Origin of the sequence: Xanthomonas sp. GPE 39 (genome assembly GCF_000963005.1) — a bacterium.
Lineage (GTDB): Bacteria > Pseudomonadota > Gammaproteobacteria > Xanthomonadales > Xanthomonadaceae > Xanthomonas_A.
The window spans coordinates 1,713,766-1,731,598 of the sequence record NZ_JZHZ01000007.1; the positions used below are offsets into that span (position 1 = coordinate 1,713,766).

Consider the following 17,833-nt stretch of genomic DNA (forward strand, 5'->3'; position numbering starts at 1 on the left):
ATGTGCTCATGCAGGGCTTCGTACATGTCACATACTGCCGACCGCGTGCGGCAGCTCAGCAAACGCCGCGAGGTCACCAGACCAGATCGTCGGGGATCTGATACTTTGGATCGGCATACGGGTCTTCCTCGGCCGCTGCGTTCGGATCCACTCGCAGCGCCACCGCCGCCGGGAAGATCGCCTCCGCCTGATCCAGCAGTGCCGCAGTCACCAACAGATAGCGGCCATTCTGCTGCAGCACGCCCAATTCACCGGCGTTGAGCGACTTGAGCTGGTCGGCGGTGACGTAGATGCGCTTGATCTTGCCGCCATAAGGGAAATGCCGGGCGATATCGGCCTCGGCCTGATTCAGCGCCTGCCCCTTGAGCAGCTCGTCGAGCTTGGCCCGGGCCTCGCGACGCAGTCGTGCTTCTTCCTGCTTACGCCGCTCCGCCTCGATGCGTTCGTCCTTCTCACGCTGGGCGCGAATCGCATAGGCCTTGGCCAGATCGATGTCCTCGCGACGACGCGATGGCTGGCTGACCGACTGTACCTTGCCAGCATGCGGCCGCCCCGGCTTATTGCCAGGCTTGCCGGTGGCCGGTGCCGCACCGGACGCACGTTCGCCGCGCCCTCCGGCAGGCACCGGTCGCTGCCCCGACCGCCCACGTGACGACGGTGGCGCGGCAGACGGAGCCTGGCGTTCGGGTTTGGGCGCGGGCTTAAAACCCAGGCCAAGCAATTGGTCGCGGAGGGTATCGCTCATCGGGACGGGATCGGATCGATTCGGGGGGATCAGTAATGCGGCGGCGGCGGTTCGTCGGAGGAATCGGCATATAGCGTGCTGCGCACTTTGCCCAAATCTTCAAGCAAATGACGCAGCAACGCCGCGTTACGCTGGCTTTCGGCACGCGCCTCGGCCAACGCATCGCTCAATTCGGATAACGCCTGTTCCTGGAAGGAAAGGCGCGTCTCCAATTCGATCAGACGGTTTTCCAACAGCCTCTCCTGGGTAGAGACATCATGCTGCATGGATCGAACGTCCACGGCCGATACCGTAATAAGCCAAGCCGAAACCCTCCATTTCCTGCGGATCGTAGAGATTACGGCCGTCGAACACCACTGCGTCGGCGATCATTTCCTTCATCCGCATGAAATCGGGACTGCGGAACTGCTTCCATTCGGTGACCACCACCAACGCATCGGCACCTTCCAGGGCCTGGAAAGCATCGCGGCAGAAGGTCAGATCGGCACGTTCGCCGAAGATACGCTTGGCCTCCTCGGCCGCCTCAGGATCGTAGGCACGCACACTGGCACCAGCCTGCCACAACTGCGCCAGCAATCGACGACTGGAGGCTGCGCGCATATCGTCGGTATTGGGCTTGAACGCCAGTCCCCACACCGCAAAGGTCTTGCCGGCCACGCCCTGCGCGGTACCGTAATGGCGCTGGATCAATGCGTACAAGTGGCCCTTCTGGGCCTCGTTGACCGCCTCCACCGCCTCCAGCAATTTTGCCGTGTGGCCATGCTGCTGCGCGGTGCGCGCCAGCGCCTGCACGTCCTTGGGAAAACACGAACCACCATAGCCGGCACCCGGATAGATGAAGTGCCAGCCGATGCGCGGATCCGAACCGATGCCCTGGCGCACTCGCTCCACGTCGGCACCGACCCGCTCGGCAATGTTGGCGATCTCGTTCATGAAACTGATCTTGGTCGCCAGCATCGCATTGGCCGCGTACTTCGTCAGTTCGGCCGAGCGCACGTCCATCTCCACGATACGGTCATGGTTGCGGTTGAACGGCGCATAGAGACGGCGCAAGCGGCTCGCCGAGGTCGACTTGCTGCTACCGATCACGATGCGGTCCGGGCGCATGCAGTCGGCGAGCGCGTCGCCTTCCTTGAGGAACTCCGGGTTGGACACCACATCGAACTCGACTGTCTCGCCACGCGCTTGCAATTGCGCAGCGATGACAGCGCTCACCTTGTCGGCGGTGCCAACCGGAACCGTGGATTTATTGACCACGATGGTCGGCACTTGAATGTGCTGGCCGATGGTGTGCGCCACCGCCAGCACGTACTGCAGATCGGCACTTCCATCCTCGTCCGGCGGCGTGCCGACGGCGATGAACACGATATCCCCATGCGCGATGGCGCTTGCCGCATCGGTGGTGAACGACAGTCTGCGTGCGGCGTGATTGGCCTTGACCATCGGCGAGAGACCCGGCTCGTAGATCGGAACCACCCCCGCGTTGAGCCCATCTACCTTGGCTTGGTCGATGTCGACACAGACTACATGGTGGCCGACCTCGGCCAGACAAGTTCCGGTGACGAGGCCGACATAGCCGGTTCCGAATATCGCGACACGCACGCAATGTCCTTTCGCTTACTTAAGGATGCTCAGCAGTTCCACGTCGAAAGTCAACGTCGCATCCGGACCGATCGGACCACCTGGCGTCCCCTTGGGGCCATAGCCAAGGTTGGAAGGAATCCAGAAGCGGTACTTGGAGCCAACCGGCATCAGCGCAACGCCCTCGCTCCAGCCCGGAACCACCTGGTTCAGCATGAACTCGGCCGGCTGGCCGTTCTTGTAAGAACTATCGAAGACGGTGCCATCCAGCAGCTTGCCTTCGTAGTTCACCCGCACTTTGCTGGTCGGCATCGGCCGCTCGCCGCTGCCCTGACGCAGCACCATGTACTGCAACCCCGACGGCGTGGTGATCACGCCTTTCTGGGTCTTGTTATGCGCCAGGAAAGCATTGCCCTTCTCGCGATTCTCCGTGGCCATCGCGGCCTGCTTGGAGGTGCCGAAGGCCTGCAAAATGGCTGCCGACTGCTCCTGGGTCATGACCGTCTCGCCCTTGGCAAACACGGTGCGTACCGCCCCCATCAGCGTCGGCAGGTCGATATCGCTCTGGATGCGCGCCAACGACGGGCCGACCGCACGGTCGCCCAGCATCAGCCCGACATTTTCCTTGGACACCTGCGGCGGCTTACTACCCGGCGCCACGCCCGGCAATGGCTGACCGCTACGCGCGGCCAACTGGGTGCGCAGCGCCGTGTCGGTCGCCTTGGTCTGCTCGTCGGACAGCAACGGCTTGCCGCCCTTGAACGCATTCTCGATCGCACGCTGCAACGCATTGAGATCGATATCCTGGGCAATCGGCTCGAACGAACGCGCTACATCCATGCCGATCGCATAACTGACTTTTTGTTTCTCACTGGTCAGTGCCGCTGCCTTGTTGACCGCCGGCCCTTCCGCGAACGCATTTCCCATCAGCACCACCATCCCCATCATCAGTGACGCCGCGGCGCCGCGTATTGCCATCTTCATTCGCTTACTTTCCTAGACAGTGAATTGCACGCGCCAGGATGGCGCAAGAGCCGCATTGTCGCACGCGCGGCAGAGATGTTGCTTCGCATTCAATGTGAACCCGATTGCGCTTTCAGTTCGCGCTCGATGGCACTGAGCAATGCCGGATCGTCCGGCTTGACCTTACTCGGGAACTGCGCCACCACGTGCCCATCGCGGGCGATCAAATATTTGTGGAAGTTCCAGCCTGGCGCAACGCCGGTGGCTTGGGTCAACTGCCGGTACAACGGCGTCGCCTCGGCACCGACCACATGCACTTTCTCGAACATCGGAAACTTGACGCCATACGTTAGCGTGCAGAACTCCTGAATCTGCTTTTCCGATCCCGGCTCCTGCCCCATGAAGTCGTTGGACGGGAAACCCAGCACGCTGAAGCCCTGTGCCGCGTAGCGCTGCTGCAACTTCTCCAGGCCTTCGTACTGCGGGGTATAGCCGCATTTGCTCGCAGTATTGACCACCAACAACACCTTGCCGCCATAGGTTTTGTTCAGATTAATCGCGTCCTTGCCGGCCAACGGACGGTAATCCACATCCAGCACAGAGGCCGCCCAGGCGCTACCGACGACACCGGCAGCAGCCATAATCATCATGAAAAACAATCGCTTGGGAGCTTTCATCAGAACACCACCAGGGTATGAAGACATGGAAGACAGCTGCGACCATACCGAAGGTTGAGATGAGGTGGGTTGACATGTCGCGCTATAGTGTTATAGTTAAATACAACACCACGCATACAGTACAGACGCGATGCGCAACGAACGTCTCCGGCAGCACTTCCAGACCACACTGATCGTCGGCGCTGTGCTCCTGGCTGGCGGGATCGGCAGCCTTTACAGCCTGGGACGGCTGCCAGCTGATGGCGGCAGCCCCCTTCGTACCGACAACGCCGACGAGGCACCGGCCGTCACTACACCGACGAGCAGACAGCTACGCAGCTCGCTGTCGATGCCTTATTTCTCCTTCGCACGCGCACTGCACTCACGGAGCTAAGCATGAGCGATATCCACTGGAGCGACGGCGCTCCAATCTACCGGCAGCTAAAAGACAAGGTCATCGCGATGATGCTCGATGGCCTTATCAAACCCGGTGACGCGCTGCCCTCGGTGCGCCAGGTCGCCGCCGAGTACAAGCTCAACCCGATCACCGTCTCGCGCGCCTACCAGGAATTGGCCGACGATGCCCTGGTCGAAAAGCGCCGCGGGCTAGGCATGTTCATGACCGAGGAAGCAGCACAGAAGCTGCTCGGCAACGAACGCGAACGCTTTCTCACCGAAGATTGGCCCTTGATACTGGAACGCATCCAGCGTCTTGGCCTGACGTTAGAAGACCTTTTGTCAGAGGGAAGAACACCATGAACGCCGCTGTCGCCGCATCCGAACCCGTCGTTTTCGCGCAAGGATTACGCAAGACCTACAACAACGCGCCAGCACTGGCACAGACCTCCTTCGTCATCCAACCCGGGCGCATCATTGGCCTGATCGGCCCCAACGGCGCCGGCAAGACCACCGCACTGAAGGCAATGCTCGGCCTGTGCTCAGTGGAAGGCGAACTGCGCGTGCTCGGCCTGGATCCACGTAAGCAGCGCGACGCGCTGATGAACCAGGTGTGCTTCATCGCCGACGTCGCGGTGCTGCCACGCTGGATGCGGGTGCGCGAAGCGATCGACTTCGTCGCCGGCGTGCATCCACGCTTCGACCGTGCCAAATGCGAGCGCTTCCTCGCCAACACCAAACTCTCGCCCAAACTGCGCGTGCGCGAAATGTCCAAGGGCATGATCGTGCAATTGCACCTGGCGCTGGTGATGTCCATCGACGCGCGCTTGCTGGTGCTGGACGAACCGACCCTGGGGCTGGACATCTTGTACCGCAAAGAGTTCTACCAGCGCCTGCTGGAAGACTACTTCGACGCGGAAAAGACCATCATCATCACCACCCATCAGGTGGAGGAAGTCGAACACATCCTCACCGACGTGCTGTTCATCCGCGACGGTCGCATCGTACTCAGCGCCGAGATGGAACACATCGCCACGCGCTACACCGAACTGCTGGTTCCGGCCGAACGCAGCGAGCAGGCACGTGCACTGCACCCCATCGACGAGCGCAGCCTGCCGTTCGGCAAATCGGTCTTCCTGTACGACGGCGTGGCGCAAACAGACCTCGTCGCACTTGGTGAAACCCGTAACCCCGGCCTGGCCGATCTGTTCGTCGCCATCATGAAAGGGACCTACGCATGAATGCTCCAGCCAAGACCATCACGTCCATGTCCACGTTCAAGTGGCTACTCAAGCGCGAATTTTGGGAACATCGCGGCGGCTTTCTATGGGCACCGATCATCACCGGCGGCATCATCGCCGCGCTGTACGCGCTGCTGGCAATGGTCGGCAGCGTGGCAGGCCATGATCGCGGCATCAACGACATGCGTTGGAGAGATGCTGCGGAAAATGCCAACGAAATCATCGGCAAGATCGGCGACGGCACCATGCTGGCAGGCGTGCTACTAGCCTGTATCGTGATGGCTTTCGTGGTGTTCTTCTACGCATTGGGCACGCTGTACGACGACCGCCGCGACCGTAGCGTGCTGTTCTGGAAATCGCTGCCGGTGTCGGACCTGAGCACGGTGCTGTCCAAGGTCGTGTGGGCGCTAGTGCTAGCGCCGATCCTGGCGCTGGGAATCGGCCTGCTGTTTGGTCTGGTGCTGTGGCTGGTCACCGCCTTGACCATGTCGTTCAACGGCGTCCAACAAAGCGGCGCGGTCTTCACCCATTCGCACCCACTGCAGATCATCGGCGGCGTGCTGTCCAACCTGCCGATCTACGCGATGTGGTCACTGCCGACAATCGGCTGGCTGATGTTCTGTTCGGCCTGGGCACGTTCCAAGCCGTTCCTGTGGGCGGTGCTGATTCCGATCCTCAGTTGCGTCACCGCCAGCATGATGAACATCCTGCCGATGCTGCATTTGAACAACAATCTGATCTGGTACACGGTGATCTACCGCGGCTTGCTGAGCGTGATGCCCGGAACCTGGCTGTCGGTGCTGCGCGAAAGCGCGCCGCCGACGCAAATCGACAGTGCCCAAGACTTGGCCGACACGATCCAGCTCAGCGGCGCTTGGCGCATCTTCCAGCAACCCGATATCTGGATCGGTGCCGTGATCGGCGTCGCCTTCATCGGTGCGGCGATCTACCTGCGTCGCTGGCGCGACGAAGCCTGAGCACTGCGCCGCCCCCGTCTGTGCTTTTTGATCAACAAGGAGTTCCGCCATGCGCAAGACCTTCGTCCTGTGCGCGCTACTGTTACCCGCCGTGGCCATGGCCGAGGAGTGCAAGTATTCCGAACCGCGCGAACTGAAGCTAAAACTGGACGGCATCAAGTCGGTCCTGTTGGACATACAACAAAACGCCATCAAGCTCACCGGTAATGGCAACGGCAGCTCCGAATTGCGCGGCAGCGCCTGTGCTTCCGATGCGGACATGCTCAAGGAACTGACCGTGCATCAACGGCGCGATGGCGACACGCTGGTGGTGACCCTGCAGCATGAAGGCACGATTCACGGCATCAACCTGGGCAATCGCTATGCCTATCTGAACATGGCCGGCAGCGTTCCGGCGAACCTGCAAGTGCAATTGCGCCTGGGTTCCGGCAATGCCGACATCGGCAGCGTTGCATCGCTCGAAGCCAGGGTCGGCTCCGGCGACTTACATGCGCATGCCATCAATGGCCCTGTCACCGTCACTGTGGGATCGGGAGACGTGGAGTTGCACGGCATCGGCAGCCTGACCATGCCGACGCTCAATTCGGGCAACAGCACGGTCAATCAGGTCGTCGGCGACATCAAGGTCGGCAACGTCGGCTCCGGCGAACTGAGCGTACACGGGGTACATGGCAATGTGCAGATCGACAGCGTCGGCCCAGGCGACGTAAGGTTGAATGATGTCACTGGCAATGTCGCGCTCCATAGCATCGGCTCTGGAAATGTGAGCGTCGACAACATCGGCGGCAATCTGAGCGTGCAACGGACCGGCAGCGGCGACATCCACCAGCGCGGAGTAAGCGGCAGCGTCCACTTGCCTAAACCACGTTAATCTAGCGACCCTATACACCACGCTCCACACCATACGAGAACACGACTAATGCAGCACTCCTCCTCACTACCTATGTCCGCCATCGCGCTGGCCTGCTTACTGACGCTGTCCGCCTGCCACCCCTCGACCCCGGCCGACAACACAGACGCAGATCGCAATGACGTGCAAAGCACGATGACCTCAGACGGCGACATCATGCTCAATGCCCCAGGCCAACCACCGGCTATCATCGGCCACGACGGCAGCTTGTCGATCGACGGCAAACACGTCGCGCTTAACCCCGAGCAGAGCTCGCTGCTGATGGCGTATCGAGGGCAAATCCAAGCGCTCGGCAAACAGGGCATGGAGGTCGGCAAGCAAGGCGCGGCACTGGGAGTCAAGGCAGCTGGTGAGGCCGTATCCAACGTTTTCAGCGGCAATGCCAGCCACACCGGCGATAGCATCAATGCCCAGGCCGAGCAGGTGAAACAGGCAGCCATGCAAATCTGCGGTCAGATCGGGGCACTCAAAACGGTGCAAAATCTACTTGCAGAGAAACTGCCGCAGTTCCGTCCGTATGCCCATTTGCAGCAAAGCGACATCCAACGCTGCAAGGATGCGAACAAGTAATCGGCACCGGGCTGGCCATCAGCATCACGATGCCAGCCCACCGGTTTGCCTTGGCGCCAACGCAAAACCCTCTACACGACGCTGAAGAACAACGCATCTGGCTTAGCACGCTCTAAGATAGGCGGCACTTTCCTGCACCATCGCCGACCAATGAAGAACACACTGCTCGCCTGGCTTTGTCTGTTTTCGCTCTCTGTGCTGCTGGCCGCCTGTGGCGGACACGGTGGCGACGCCGCATCCGCGCGCGCCGAGCGCAGCAAGCCGCGCGTGGCGGTGGACAGCATGACCGTGATGCTACGCCGTGCACCGGCCGCCAACGCCAGCATCGGCCCCGATGGCAGCTTGCGCGTGGACGATATCCAACTGCCATTACCCGAGGCACAACGCGCTCAGTTGCAACAGTTGTTCATGCAATTGCAGATGCAACGCCAGCGCACCCTGGAAACCGCACCGGCGGATCCGAACATGCGCTCGGTGGGCTTCCCGTCCACACCGGAAATCCACGCGTTGCAGGAGACACTCTTGCGCGACATTCCGCCGCTGCAAGCGTATCGCGAGAGCTTCGACAACCTGCAGGCCGAGCGGCACTGAATCCGGCGGCACCGGCTAACCGCATTCGTCAACGCACACGCGACTCAACCACTGCCGCTCGCACCGGCATGAATACCACCTTCGGTCAGTGCTGCAGGATCCAGCAAACGGCGCAGTGCATCCTTGCCCAGGCCACTGTCCTGTGCAGCCACGTCCAGCACCGGACGGTTTTCCTTGTAGGCGCGCTTGGCGATTGCCGCCGCCTTCTCGTAACCGATGATCGGATTCAGTGCAGTGACCAGGATCGGATTGCGCTCCAGCGCCTCGCGCACCCGCTCCTCGCGCACGCGCAGGCCAGCGATGGCGCTGTCCGCCAGTAACCGCGCCACATTACTCAGTAGATGGATCGATTCCAACAGATTGGCCGCGATCAGCGGCAAGGTCACGTTCAACTGGAAGTTGCCAGTCTGCCCGGCGACGGTGATCGCGGTATGGTGGCCGATGACCTGCGCGCACACCATCACCGTGGCCTCGGGAATCACCGGGTTGACCTTGCCCGGCATGATCGAACTACCCGGCTGTAGCGCCGGCAGCTCAATCTCGCCGAGACCGGCCAGCGGCCCGGCATTCATCCAGCGCAGGTCATTGGCGATCTTGATGAGCGCCACCGCCAGCGCATTGAGTTGGCCGGACAACTCCACCGCATCGTCCTGCGCAGCCAATCCTTCGAACTTGTTGTCGGCGCTTTCGAACTTGCACCCGGTCAGCCTCGACAGCGCTTTGGCAACCTTACCGCCGAAGCGCGGATCGGCATTGATGCCAGTGCCAATCGCGGTGCCGCCCAGCGGCAACCGGCGCAGCCGCTTGAGGCTATCGCTCACCCGCTCCTGCGCCGATGCCAATTGCGCCGACCAAGCGCCGAATTCCTGAGCAAAGGTCAGCGGCATCGCATCCATCAGATGCGTGCGCCCGGTCTTGACCACGTGCTGCAACTGCCTGGCGCGCTTGTCGATGACCTTGCGCAGGTGTTTGAGCGCCGGCAACAAGTGCTCCTGCGCGGCCAGCAACGCCGACACGCGAATCGCGGTGGGCACCACGTCGTTAGAACTCTGACCAAGGTTGACGTGGTCATTGGGATGCACCGCCGATGTGGCCTTGGCAGCGGACTTGCGCGCGCGCGAAGCCAGCGTGGCAATGACCTCGTTGGCATTCATGTTCGACGAGGTCCCCGAGCCGGTCTGGTAGATATCGATCGGGAAATGCGCGTCGTGGCGGCCCTCGGCCACCTCCAGTGCGGCGGCCTGGATCGCCTTGGCGAGCGCCTTGGGCAGCAGCTCCAGTTCGGCATTGACGCCAGCGGCGGCGGCCTTGATCAATCCCAGCGCGCGAATGAAACCGCGCGGCATCGGCCGCCCGGAAATCGGAAAATTCTGCACCGCACGCTGGGTCTGCGCGCCCCACAGGGCATCGATGGGGACCTGTAGTTCGCCCATGCTGTCGTGTTCGACGCGATACTTTTCGCTCATGCGCAATCTCCGGATTCGGTGATGAGGGGTAACGCAATACGCCGCTGACACCCCCACACAATACGCTCTGAGGCACGTCGCGGCAGCGGTCAGAGCGCCCCGCCCTCCCGCCTGATGGCCACTTCACCCCCACCCATCTGGCCGAGGACATGGCGGGCAGCGACATCGCCGCCAGGCGCCACCAATGCCATGCCGACCCGCAACGCCGATGGCATCGCAGCAACGTAGAATGGCGGCCCAGCCGTCACCACCCCACGCCCAGCCATGTCCGATTCCGCCCTGCTCGCCTTGTCCCCGCTCGATGGCCGCTATGCCGGCAAGGTCGATGCCCTGCGACCGATCTTCTCCGAATATGGTCTGATCAAGGCACGAGTGAAGGTGGAAATCGAATGGCTGCTGGCGTTGGGCGCCGAACCGGGCGTGGTCGAACTGGCCGCGTTCTCGCCGGCCGCCACGCAGCGCCTGCGCGCCCTGGCCGAGCGCTTCAGCGTCGAACACGCCGCGCGGGTCAAGCAGATCGAGCGCACCACCAACCACGACGTCAAGGCGGTGGAATACTTCATCAAGGAGCAGCTCAAGGACGATGCCGAACTCGGCCCGGCGCTGGAATTCGTCCACTTCGCCTGCACCAGCGAGGACATCAACAACCTCAGCTACGGGGTGATGCTGGAGCAGGCCCGACGCGACGTGCTGCTGCCGACGCTCGACAGCGTGATCGCCTCGCTGCGCACACTGGCCCATGCCCAGGCCGCGCAGCCGATGCTCTCGCGCACCCATGGTCAGACCGCCTCGCCCACCACCCTGGGCAAGGAAGTGGCCAATGTCGTCGCGCGCCTGGAACGCCAGCGCAAGCAGATCGCCGCAGTGGAACTGACTGGCAAGATCAACGGCGCGGTCGGCAACTACAACGCGCACGCGGTCAGCTACCCGGACGTACACTGGCCGGGCTTCGCACAGCGCTTCGTCGAGAGCCTGGGCCTGGTGTTCAACCCCTATACCACCCAAATCGAGCCGCATGACAATGTTGCCGAACTGAGCGATGCCACCCGCCGCGCCAACACCGTGCTGATCGACCTGGCCCGCGACATCTGGGGTTACATTTCGCTGGGCTATTTCAAGCAGAAATTGAAGGAAGGCGAAGTCGGCTCCTCGACCATGCCGCACAAGGTCAACCCAATCGATTTCGAGAACGCGGAGGGCAACTTCGGCATCGCCAACGCGCTTTTCGAACATTTTTCGGCCAAGCTGCCGATCAGCCGTTGGCAGCGCGACCTGACCGACTCCACCGTGTTGCGCGCACTCGGCACCGCCTTCGGTCACACCCAGGTCGCACTAGACTCGCTGACCAAGGGGCTGGGCAAACTGACGGTGAATCCGCAGCGCCTGCAAGACGATCTGGATGCCGCCTGGGAAGTGCTGGCCGAAGCCGTGCAAACGCTCATGCGCCGCCACGGCCTGCCCAATCCCTACGAACAATTGAAGGCGCTGACCCGGGGCCAGGGCATCACTGCCGACTCGATGCGCGCCTTCGTAGAGAACTTGGATCTGCCCGAGGACGCCAAGCAGCGCCTGCGCGCACTGACACCAGCCAGCTACATCGGTTTGGCCGAACCGCTGGCGCGCTCGATTTGAACCAGCCGATAGCACCTGGACAATAGGCGATCAGACACCGGCATCCCGAAACAAACTCAGGCGCCAAGTGATGAAACGCACTCCATTGTGGCATCTCCCGCTCCTTGCGCTTGCTAGCTGCGTGCAGCAGGCGCCATCGCCTGCCGGCGACACCGCCTCGCTGCACAACACCTCCTCGGCGCAGACAACCAAGGACATGGACAACGATGCACGCGATGAGCAACCCACCATCAACATGGTCAGCGCGCTCAACGGCGACATCGACTGCGACGGCCATGATCTCAACATCGTCGGCCCGGATGCGGATCTGGTGCTGCGCGGGCATTGCAACAAAGTGACCCTGTTCGGCCGCAACGACAGCTTACAGATCGAACAAGCAGACGCACTGCGCGTACTCGGCGACAACGCCCAGGTCACCATGCATGGCGATGCCAAACGGGTAATGCTGCTCGGACGCATCGGCAACCTGCAGATGCAGCACATCGCCACACTGGAAGTATTCGGGGACGAAAATCAACTGCATGCGACCACGATCGACAAGATCGCATTGCACGGCAACCACAACCAAATCGTCCAAGACAGCGGCACCGCGGTGATCGACAATGACGGCAGCGACAATCGCATCGCCGGCCAATGAGACGCGAGGACAAGCCAGACATCGTGTGTGGCGATGGCCCCGACTCACTGACATGACGCTCTCTCGATAAGACCATCGGCTCCATGCACGGGCGCGCATTGCCGGCATACGACCACGACATCGACTAGGCCGAAATCGCGACGCTGCGCCCCGCGATGCGCCGCATCGGCCATGTTTCGCATCCCATCGCGCAACCTCCAGCAGATTGGCTGCAGCACCTGCTTGAACATGCGCGACGCGGCGTGCGTCGATTCGGCGACAATGCGTGATCGTCGGCCACCTCGCCGCCTTTCCCCTGCCGAATGTCATCATGAAAAAAACCGCCTCGCTCCCAATCGAACGCCATGCCACCCGGCAACATCCGCTGGGCATGTCCGCCGCGACTTTCCTGCGCGACTACTGGCAAAAACGTCCGCTGTTGATCCGCAATGCCTTCCCCGACTTCGTCTCACCGATCGAACCTGAGGATCTGGCCGGGCTGGCCTGCGAGGAAGCCGCGCTATCGCGCTTGGTGGTGCACGAGCGCGCGAGCGACCGCTGGAGCGTGCGCAACGGACCGTTCCAGGAACACGAATTCCCCGGCATGCCCGATCACGACTGGACCTTGCTGGTACAGGATGTGGACAAATGGGACCCGGATATCCGCGCCCTGCTTGCGCAGTTCCGTTTCCTGCCGCGCTGGCGCGTGGACGACGTAATGGTCAGCTTCGCCGCGCGCGGCGGTTCGGTCGGTGCCCATGTGGACCACTACGACGTCTTCCTGCTGCAGGCGCATGGCCGGCGCCGCTGGCAGATCGACGCCAGCGCCGCGATGGGGCGCACACCGCCGCCCACCGAGTTTCGCGACGATGTGGAACTGAAGCTGCTGCGCCAATTCACCCCGACCCACGACTGGGTGCTGGAACCAGGCGACATGCTCTACCTGCCGCCGATGGTGCCGCACCATGGCGTCGCCGAGGACGCCTGCCTGACGTTCTCGGTGGGCATGCGCGCGCCATCCTCGGCCGAACTGATCGCCGATTATCTCGACACGCTGATCGACGATGCCGACGAAGCACTGCGCTACCAAGACGAGGACCTGAAGGCACCGACCGATCCCTACGAGATCGACGCAGCGGCGATGGGCCGAGTGGTCGAGGCATTGAACGCCCTGCGGATGAACGATCCGGACCGCCTCGGCGCCTGGTTCGGCCGCTTCATCACCACCTACCGTGCGGGCGGCGAGATCCTGCCAGCGCACAATCAGCCATCGGCCGAGGAGACTGCCGCAGCACTCGCGCAGGGCACGATCCTGCAGCGGCATCCATGGGCAAGGCTGGCTTGGCGCCGGGCCAGCCGTGGCGCCGTCCTATTCTGCAACGGAATGGAATTCGCGCTGCCGATCCAGGACGCCAAGCGTCTGGCGGCAGCCGAACACTTCGACTCAACCGATTACGCAGCGCTATCGGTAACCGGTCGGAAAACCCTGCTGCAACTGATCGAGAACGGTTTCTACCAGACATTGGATGCGCAGGACGAGGACGACAGCGAGCACTGACCCCCAATGCCCACGCCCTCTTTCCGTCTGGATGTCCTGGACCCCGCCCAGCAGGGCGCAGAACTGCGCGCGCTGCGCCCCCAGGCCGGATGTATCGAGGATTCGACGGATGCCGCCGTCGATGCGTTGAGCTACCACCTGCTGGCGCGCAGCGACGACGGACAGCCAATTGGCAGCGCGCGGCTTGGTGCCGATCGACGCGTCGGCGCGATGGCGGTACTGCCAGCCTGGCGTGGCCGCGGCGTCGGTAGCGCGCTCCTACAGGCTCTGCTGCAAGAAGCGCAACGCCGGCAATGGACACAACTGGAGCTGCTGACGCCGCCGACGGCTGTGGCCTTCTATGCACGCCAAGGCTTCCTGCCACAGCCGTTGGCCGATCACGACCACAACGGCGACCAGCGGCTACGCTGGCAGCTTGGCGCCAGCGCGGTGGAAAACGTGGCTGGGGCCATCGCGGCCTGCACCGGGATCCTCGCCCAGGCCCGACGACAGGTGCTGATCCACAGCCGCGCACTGGACCCTGGCCTGCTGGACATCCCGCAAGTCCTGGCGCAACTGCGCCGTTTCGCCGTCGCGCCGCATGCCAAGCAGGTCTGCGTGCTCCTGCACGATGCAGCCACCGCACAACGCGCCAGCGCGCCACTGCTGGCGATGGCACAGCGACTCCCAAGCGTGTTCCAGTTCCGCGCGGTGACCGATCCGGTGGACCGCAACGACGCCACCGCCTACCTCGTCAACGAGGCGGGCGGCTATTACTTTCGTCCGCTCGGCCACCGCTACGAGGGGGAGGCCGACCTGATCGGCGATGGTCGCGCACGTCAGCTGCGCAGCACGTTCGCCCCGGTCTGGGAGCGTGCACGGGTCTGCACCGAACTGCGTGCGTTGGGCTGGTAAGACCCGTGCACCGACACCGCAAAGGAGCCAAGCATGAACCAGCATCCGACCGACGGCCAGCCAATGCACACCCTGGGTGGTTCATGAGAGTATAATTTTTACGTTTGATTACACCCGCGCGCGGCCTCGTGTCCGCGGCTCCTACTAAGCACCCATCAAAAACGAGCTGACCCCACCATCGTGGACAATCTACTCAAGCAGTTTGCGCAGTCATCGCAACTCGCCGCCGGCAATGCCGCCTATATCGAAGACCTGTATGAGCAATACCTGGTCTCTCCCGACAGCATCGACCCCAAGTGGAAAACCTACTTCGACGGCTTCCAAGGCCGCGATGCCGGTGACGTTCCGCATTCTGCGGTGATCGCCCACATCGCCAGCGCCGCGCGCCAGGCGGTCAACAGCGGCACCAGCCAGAGCGGGGACGAGCGCGAGCGCCACGTCGGCCGCTTGATCACCGCCTACCGCTCGCGCGGCCACCTCGGCGCGCGTCTGGACCCGCTGGGCCTGACCCCGCCGATCAATCCGCCAGACCTGGGCTTGCCGTTCCACAGCCTGTCGGAAAGCGACCTGGGCAGCGAGTTCAGCACCGGCGGCCTGGGCGGACAGCCGCGAATGAAACTGCGCGATCTGCTGGCACGGCTGAAGGCGACCTACACCGGGTCGATCGGCAGCGAATTCATGCACATCTCCGAGTTCGAACAGCGCCAGTGGATCTACCAACGCCTGGAGAACGTCGGGGGCCAGATCGCCGCCGACGTCGCCAGTCGTCGCCGGATCCTGGAGCGGATCACCGCCGCCGAGGGTCTGGAGCGCTACCTGCATACCAAGTACGTGGGCCAGAAGCGCTTCTCGCTGGAAGGCGGCGACGCGCTGATCCCGCTGATGGACGTGCTGGTGCAGCGCGGCGGCAACGACGCGGTCAAGGACATCGTGATCGGCATGGCCCACCGCGGCCGCCTGAACGTGCTGGTCAATACACTGGGCAAGAACCCGCGCAAACTGTTCGACGAGTTCGAAGGCAAGTTCGAGCACGCCCACGACGACCGTGCCCATACCGGCGACGTGAAGTACCACATGGGCTTCTCCGCCGATGTGGCGGTGGGTGACAGCAAGTCGGTGCATCTGGCGCTGGCCTTCAACCCCTCGCACTTGGAAATCGTCGACCCGGTGGTGGCCGGCAGCGTGCGTTCGCGCCAGGAGCGCTACGGCGATGCCGCGCGCAAGTCGGTGCTGCCGGTGATCATCCACGGCGATGCCGCGTTCGCGGGTCAAGGCGTGGTCATGGAACTGTTCCAGATGTCGCAGGCGCGCGGCTTCGCGGTCGGCGGCACCGTCCACATCGTGATCAACAACCAGATCGGTTTCACCACCAGCGCCCGCGACGATGCACGTTCCACGCTGTACTGCACCGACGTGGCGAAGATGATCGGCGCGCCAGTGTTCCATGTGAATGGCGACGATCCGGACGCGGTGGCGTTCGTGGCCGATATCGCTTACGACTTCCGGCAAAAGTTCAAAAAAGACGTGGTCATCGACCTGGTCTGCTACCGCCGTTGGGGCCACAACGAGGCCGACGAACCGGCAGCGACCCAGCCGGTGATGTACCAGACCATCCGCAAGCACAAGACCACCCGCGAACTGTACGCCGCGCAGTTGGAAAGCGAAGGCGTCCTCCAGGCAGGTGAAGCGCAGGCGCTGGTCGATGCCTACCGCAACAAGCTCGACTCGGGCGAGTACACCACCGAACTGGCGACTCGCAAACAGGACGAATTCGCCATCGATTGGTCAAAGTACCTGTCCGGCAAGCTATCGGACAAGGTGAACACCACGGTCAAGCGCAAGACGTTGGACCAGTTGGCCAAGATCATCACCACCATCCCCGATAGCGTGGAACTGCATCCGCGCGTCGCCAAGATCTACGAAGACCGGGTGAAGATGGCCGCTGGCGAGCTGCCGGGTGACTGGGGCTTCGCCGAAAATCTGGCCTACGCCACCCTGCTCGGAGAAGGCCATAAGCTACGCCTGGTCGGCCAGGACGCCGGCCGTGGCACGTTCTTCCACCGTCACGCGATCCTGCACGACCAGAAGAACGACAGCTACTACCTGCCGCTGCGTCAGTTGGTGGAGAACCCGGAAGACGCCACCGTGATCGACTCGCTGCTCAGCGAGGAAGCGGTGATGGGCTTCGAGTACGGTTACTCCACAACCGACCCGAATACCTTGTGCATCTGGGAAGCGCAGTTCGGCGACTTCGCCAACGGCGCGCAGGTGGTGATCGACCAGTTCATCGCCGCCGGCGAAGCCAAGTGGGGACGTATCGCTGGCCTGTCGCTGTTCCTGCCGCACGGATACGAAGGCCAGGGTCCAGAGCACAGCTCCGCGCGCCTGGAGCGCTTCCTGCAACTGTGTGCCCTGGAGAACATGCTGGTCTGCGTGCCCACCACTCCGGCGCAGGCATTCCACATGATCCGTCGGCAGATGCGCATGTCCACGCGCAAGCCGCTGGTGGTGATGACGCCCAAGTCGCTGCTGCGCCACAAGCTGGCGGTTTCGAGTCTGAAGGAACTGGCCGACGGCGAGTTCCAGCATTTGATTCCCGACGCCAAGGCCGAGGCGAAGAAGGTCAAGCGCGTCATCGCTTGCTCGGGCAAGGTGTACTACGACCTGCTCGAAGATCAACTCAAGCGCGGCCAAGAGGATGTCGCCATCCTGCGCGTGGAGCAGTTGTATCCGTTCCCGCGCGCACTGCTGGCGGCCGAGTTGAAGCGTTACGGCAATGCCACCGACCTGGTCTGGTGCCAGGAAGAACCGCAGAACCAAGGCGCCTGGTATCAGATCAAGCATCATCTGCAAGCCTGTCTGGCCGACGGGCAAAGCCTGCACTACGCCGGTCGGCCGCGTTCGCCCTCTCCCGCTGCCGGCCATTTTGCCGAGCACCTGGAAGAGCAACAGAAGCTGGTCGCCGATGCGCTATTGAATCCGTTCAACGACCAAGTCGCTGAATAAAACTCCTCTCACATTTCAAAAAGACACCACT

General features: G+C 62.6%; 18 protein-coding genes. 12 read left to right on the forward strand and 6 right to left on the reverse strand.

The genetic code is table 11. From position 1 onward, the window contains the following. Positions 1 to 73 precede the first annotated feature (73 nt). From XALGPE39_RS07200 to XALGPE39_RS07220, 5 genes are all read right to left on the reverse strand, one after another. A complete protein-coding gene (locus XALGPE39_RS07200) occupies positions 74 to 745 on the reverse strand; it encodes a DUF2058 family protein (RefSeq protein ID WP_045727591.1) in 672 nt (223 codons plus the stop codon). Between the two features lie 29 nt (positions 746 to 774). Further along, positions 775 to 1,011: a SlyX family protein gene (locus tag XALGPE39_RS07205; RefSeq protein WP_045727592.1), complete on the reverse strand. Its 237-nt coding sequence runs from the start codon at positions 1,009 to 1,011 to the stop codon at positions 775 to 777. Next, positions 1,001 to 2,347 (reverse strand): UDP-glucose/GDP-mannose dehydrogenase family protein, encoded by a 1,347-nt coding sequence (locus XALGPE39_RS07210; protein WP_045727593.1) that lies wholly within the window; start codon positions 2,345 to 2,347, stop codon positions 1,001 to 1,003. Before XALGPE39_RS07210 ends, XALGPE39_RS07205 begins: the two co-directional genes overlap by 11 nt. Positions 2,348 to 2,362: 15 nt before the next feature. Continuing rightward, positions 2,363 to 3,310 (reverse strand): FKBP-type peptidyl-prolyl cis-trans isomerase, encoded by a 948-nt coding sequence (locus XALGPE39_RS07215; protein ID WP_045727594.1) that lies wholly within the window; start codon positions 3,308 to 3,310, stop codon positions 2,363 to 2,365. An 89-nt stretch (positions 3,311 to 3,399) separates the two neighbouring features. Then, positions 3,400 to 3,939 (reverse strand): glutathione peroxidase, encoded by a 540-nt coding sequence (locus XALGPE39_RS07220; RefSeq protein WP_045729043.1) that lies wholly within the window; start codon positions 3,937 to 3,939, stop codon positions 3,400 to 3,402. Between the two features lie 157 nt (positions 3,940 to 4,096). On the opposite strand from XALGPE39_RS07220, the gene XALGPE39_RS16415 reads away from it, so the two are divergent. The 7 genes from XALGPE39_RS16415 (at position 4,097) to XALGPE39_RS07255 (ending at position 8,630) form a co-directional block, all read left to right on the forward strand. Then, positions 4,097 to 4,339, forward strand: coding sequence for a hypothetical protein (locus XALGPE39_RS16415; RefSeq protein WP_045727595.1), 243 nt, complete (start codon positions 4,097 to 4,099; stop codon positions 4,337 to 4,339). 2 nt (positions 4,340 to 4,341) lie between these two features. Next, positions 4,342 to 4,704, forward strand: coding sequence for a GntR family transcriptional regulator (locus XALGPE39_RS07230; RefSeq protein ID WP_045727596.1), 363 nt, complete (start codon positions 4,342 to 4,344; stop codon positions 4,702 to 4,704). Further along, positions 4,701 to 5,582, forward strand: a complete 882-nt coding sequence (locus tag XALGPE39_RS07235) for an ABC transporter ATP-binding protein (RefSeq protein WP_045727597.1) — start codon at positions 4,701 to 4,703, stop codon at positions 5,580 to 5,582. Before XALGPE39_RS07230 ends, XALGPE39_RS07235 begins: the two co-directional genes overlap by 4 nt. Further along, a complete protein-coding gene (locus XALGPE39_RS07240) occupies positions 5,579 to 6,559 on the forward strand; it encodes an ABC transporter permease (RefSeq protein ID WP_045727598.1) in 981 nt (326 codons plus the stop codon). The genes XALGPE39_RS07235 and XALGPE39_RS07240 overlap by 4 nt, the downstream gene beginning before the upstream one ends. A 49-nt stretch (positions 6,560 to 6,608) precedes the next feature. After that, positions 6,609 to 7,430 (forward strand): DUF4097 family beta strand repeat-containing protein, encoded by an 822-nt coding sequence (locus XALGPE39_RS07245; protein ID WP_045727599.1) that lies wholly within the window; start codon positions 6,609 to 6,611, stop codon positions 7,428 to 7,430. Between the two features lie 48 nt (positions 7,431 to 7,478). After that, a complete protein-coding gene (locus tag XALGPE39_RS07250; protein ID WP_045727600.1) occupies positions 7,479 to 8,039 on the forward strand; it encodes a DUF2884 family protein in 561 nt (186 codons plus the stop codon). A 150-nt stretch (positions 8,040 to 8,189) separates the two neighbouring features. Beyond that, positions 8,190 to 8,630, forward strand: coding sequence for a hypothetical protein (locus XALGPE39_RS07255; protein WP_045727601.1), 441 nt, complete (start codon positions 8,190 to 8,192; stop codon positions 8,628 to 8,630). 44 nt (positions 8,631 to 8,674) lie between these two features. Here the strand turns inward: XALGPE39_RS07255 and XALGPE39_RS07260 are convergent, their stop codons facing one another. Further along, positions 8,675 to 10,096, reverse strand: a complete 1,422-nt coding sequence (locus XALGPE39_RS07260) for a class II fumarate hydratase (RefSeq protein WP_045727602.1) — start codon at positions 10,094 to 10,096, stop codon at positions 8,675 to 8,677. 264 nt (positions 10,097 to 10,360) lie between these two features. On the opposite strand from XALGPE39_RS07260, the gene purB reads away from it, so the two are divergent. The 5 genes from purB to XALGPE39_RS07285 all read left to right on the forward strand — a co-directional run bounded on the left by purB (position 10,361) and on the right by XALGPE39_RS07285 (position 17,802). After that, a complete protein-coding gene (purB, locus tag XALGPE39_RS07265; protein WP_045727603.1) occupies positions 10,361 to 11,728 on the forward strand; it encodes an adenylosuccinate lyase in 1,368 nt (455 codons plus the stop codon). A 70-nt stretch (positions 11,729 to 11,798) separates the two neighbouring features. Further along, positions 11,799 to 12,365: a DUF3060 domain-containing protein gene (locus XALGPE39_RS07270; protein WP_052690027.1), complete on the forward strand. Its 567-nt coding sequence runs from the start codon at positions 11,799 to 11,801 to the stop codon at positions 12,363 to 12,365. Between the two features lie 310 nt (positions 12,366 to 12,675). After that, a complete protein-coding gene (locus XALGPE39_RS07275; RefSeq protein WP_045729045.1) occupies positions 12,676 to 13,902 on the forward strand; it encodes a cupin domain-containing protein in 1,227 nt (408 codons plus the stop codon). A 6-nt stretch (positions 13,903 to 13,908) separates the two neighbouring features. Then, complete coding sequence (locus XALGPE39_RS07280) at positions 13,909 to 14,796, forward strand: GNAT family N-acetyltransferase (RefSeq protein WP_045727604.1); 888 nt, start codon at positions 13,909 to 13,911, stop codon at positions 14,794 to 14,796. Between the two features lie 180 nt (positions 14,797 to 14,976). Further along, complete coding sequence (locus XALGPE39_RS07285; RefSeq protein WP_045727605.1) at positions 14,977 to 17,802, forward strand: 2-oxoglutarate dehydrogenase E1 component; 2,826 nt, start codon at positions 14,977 to 14,979, stop codon at positions 17,800 to 17,802. Positions 17,803 to 17,833 lie beyond the last annotated feature (31 nt).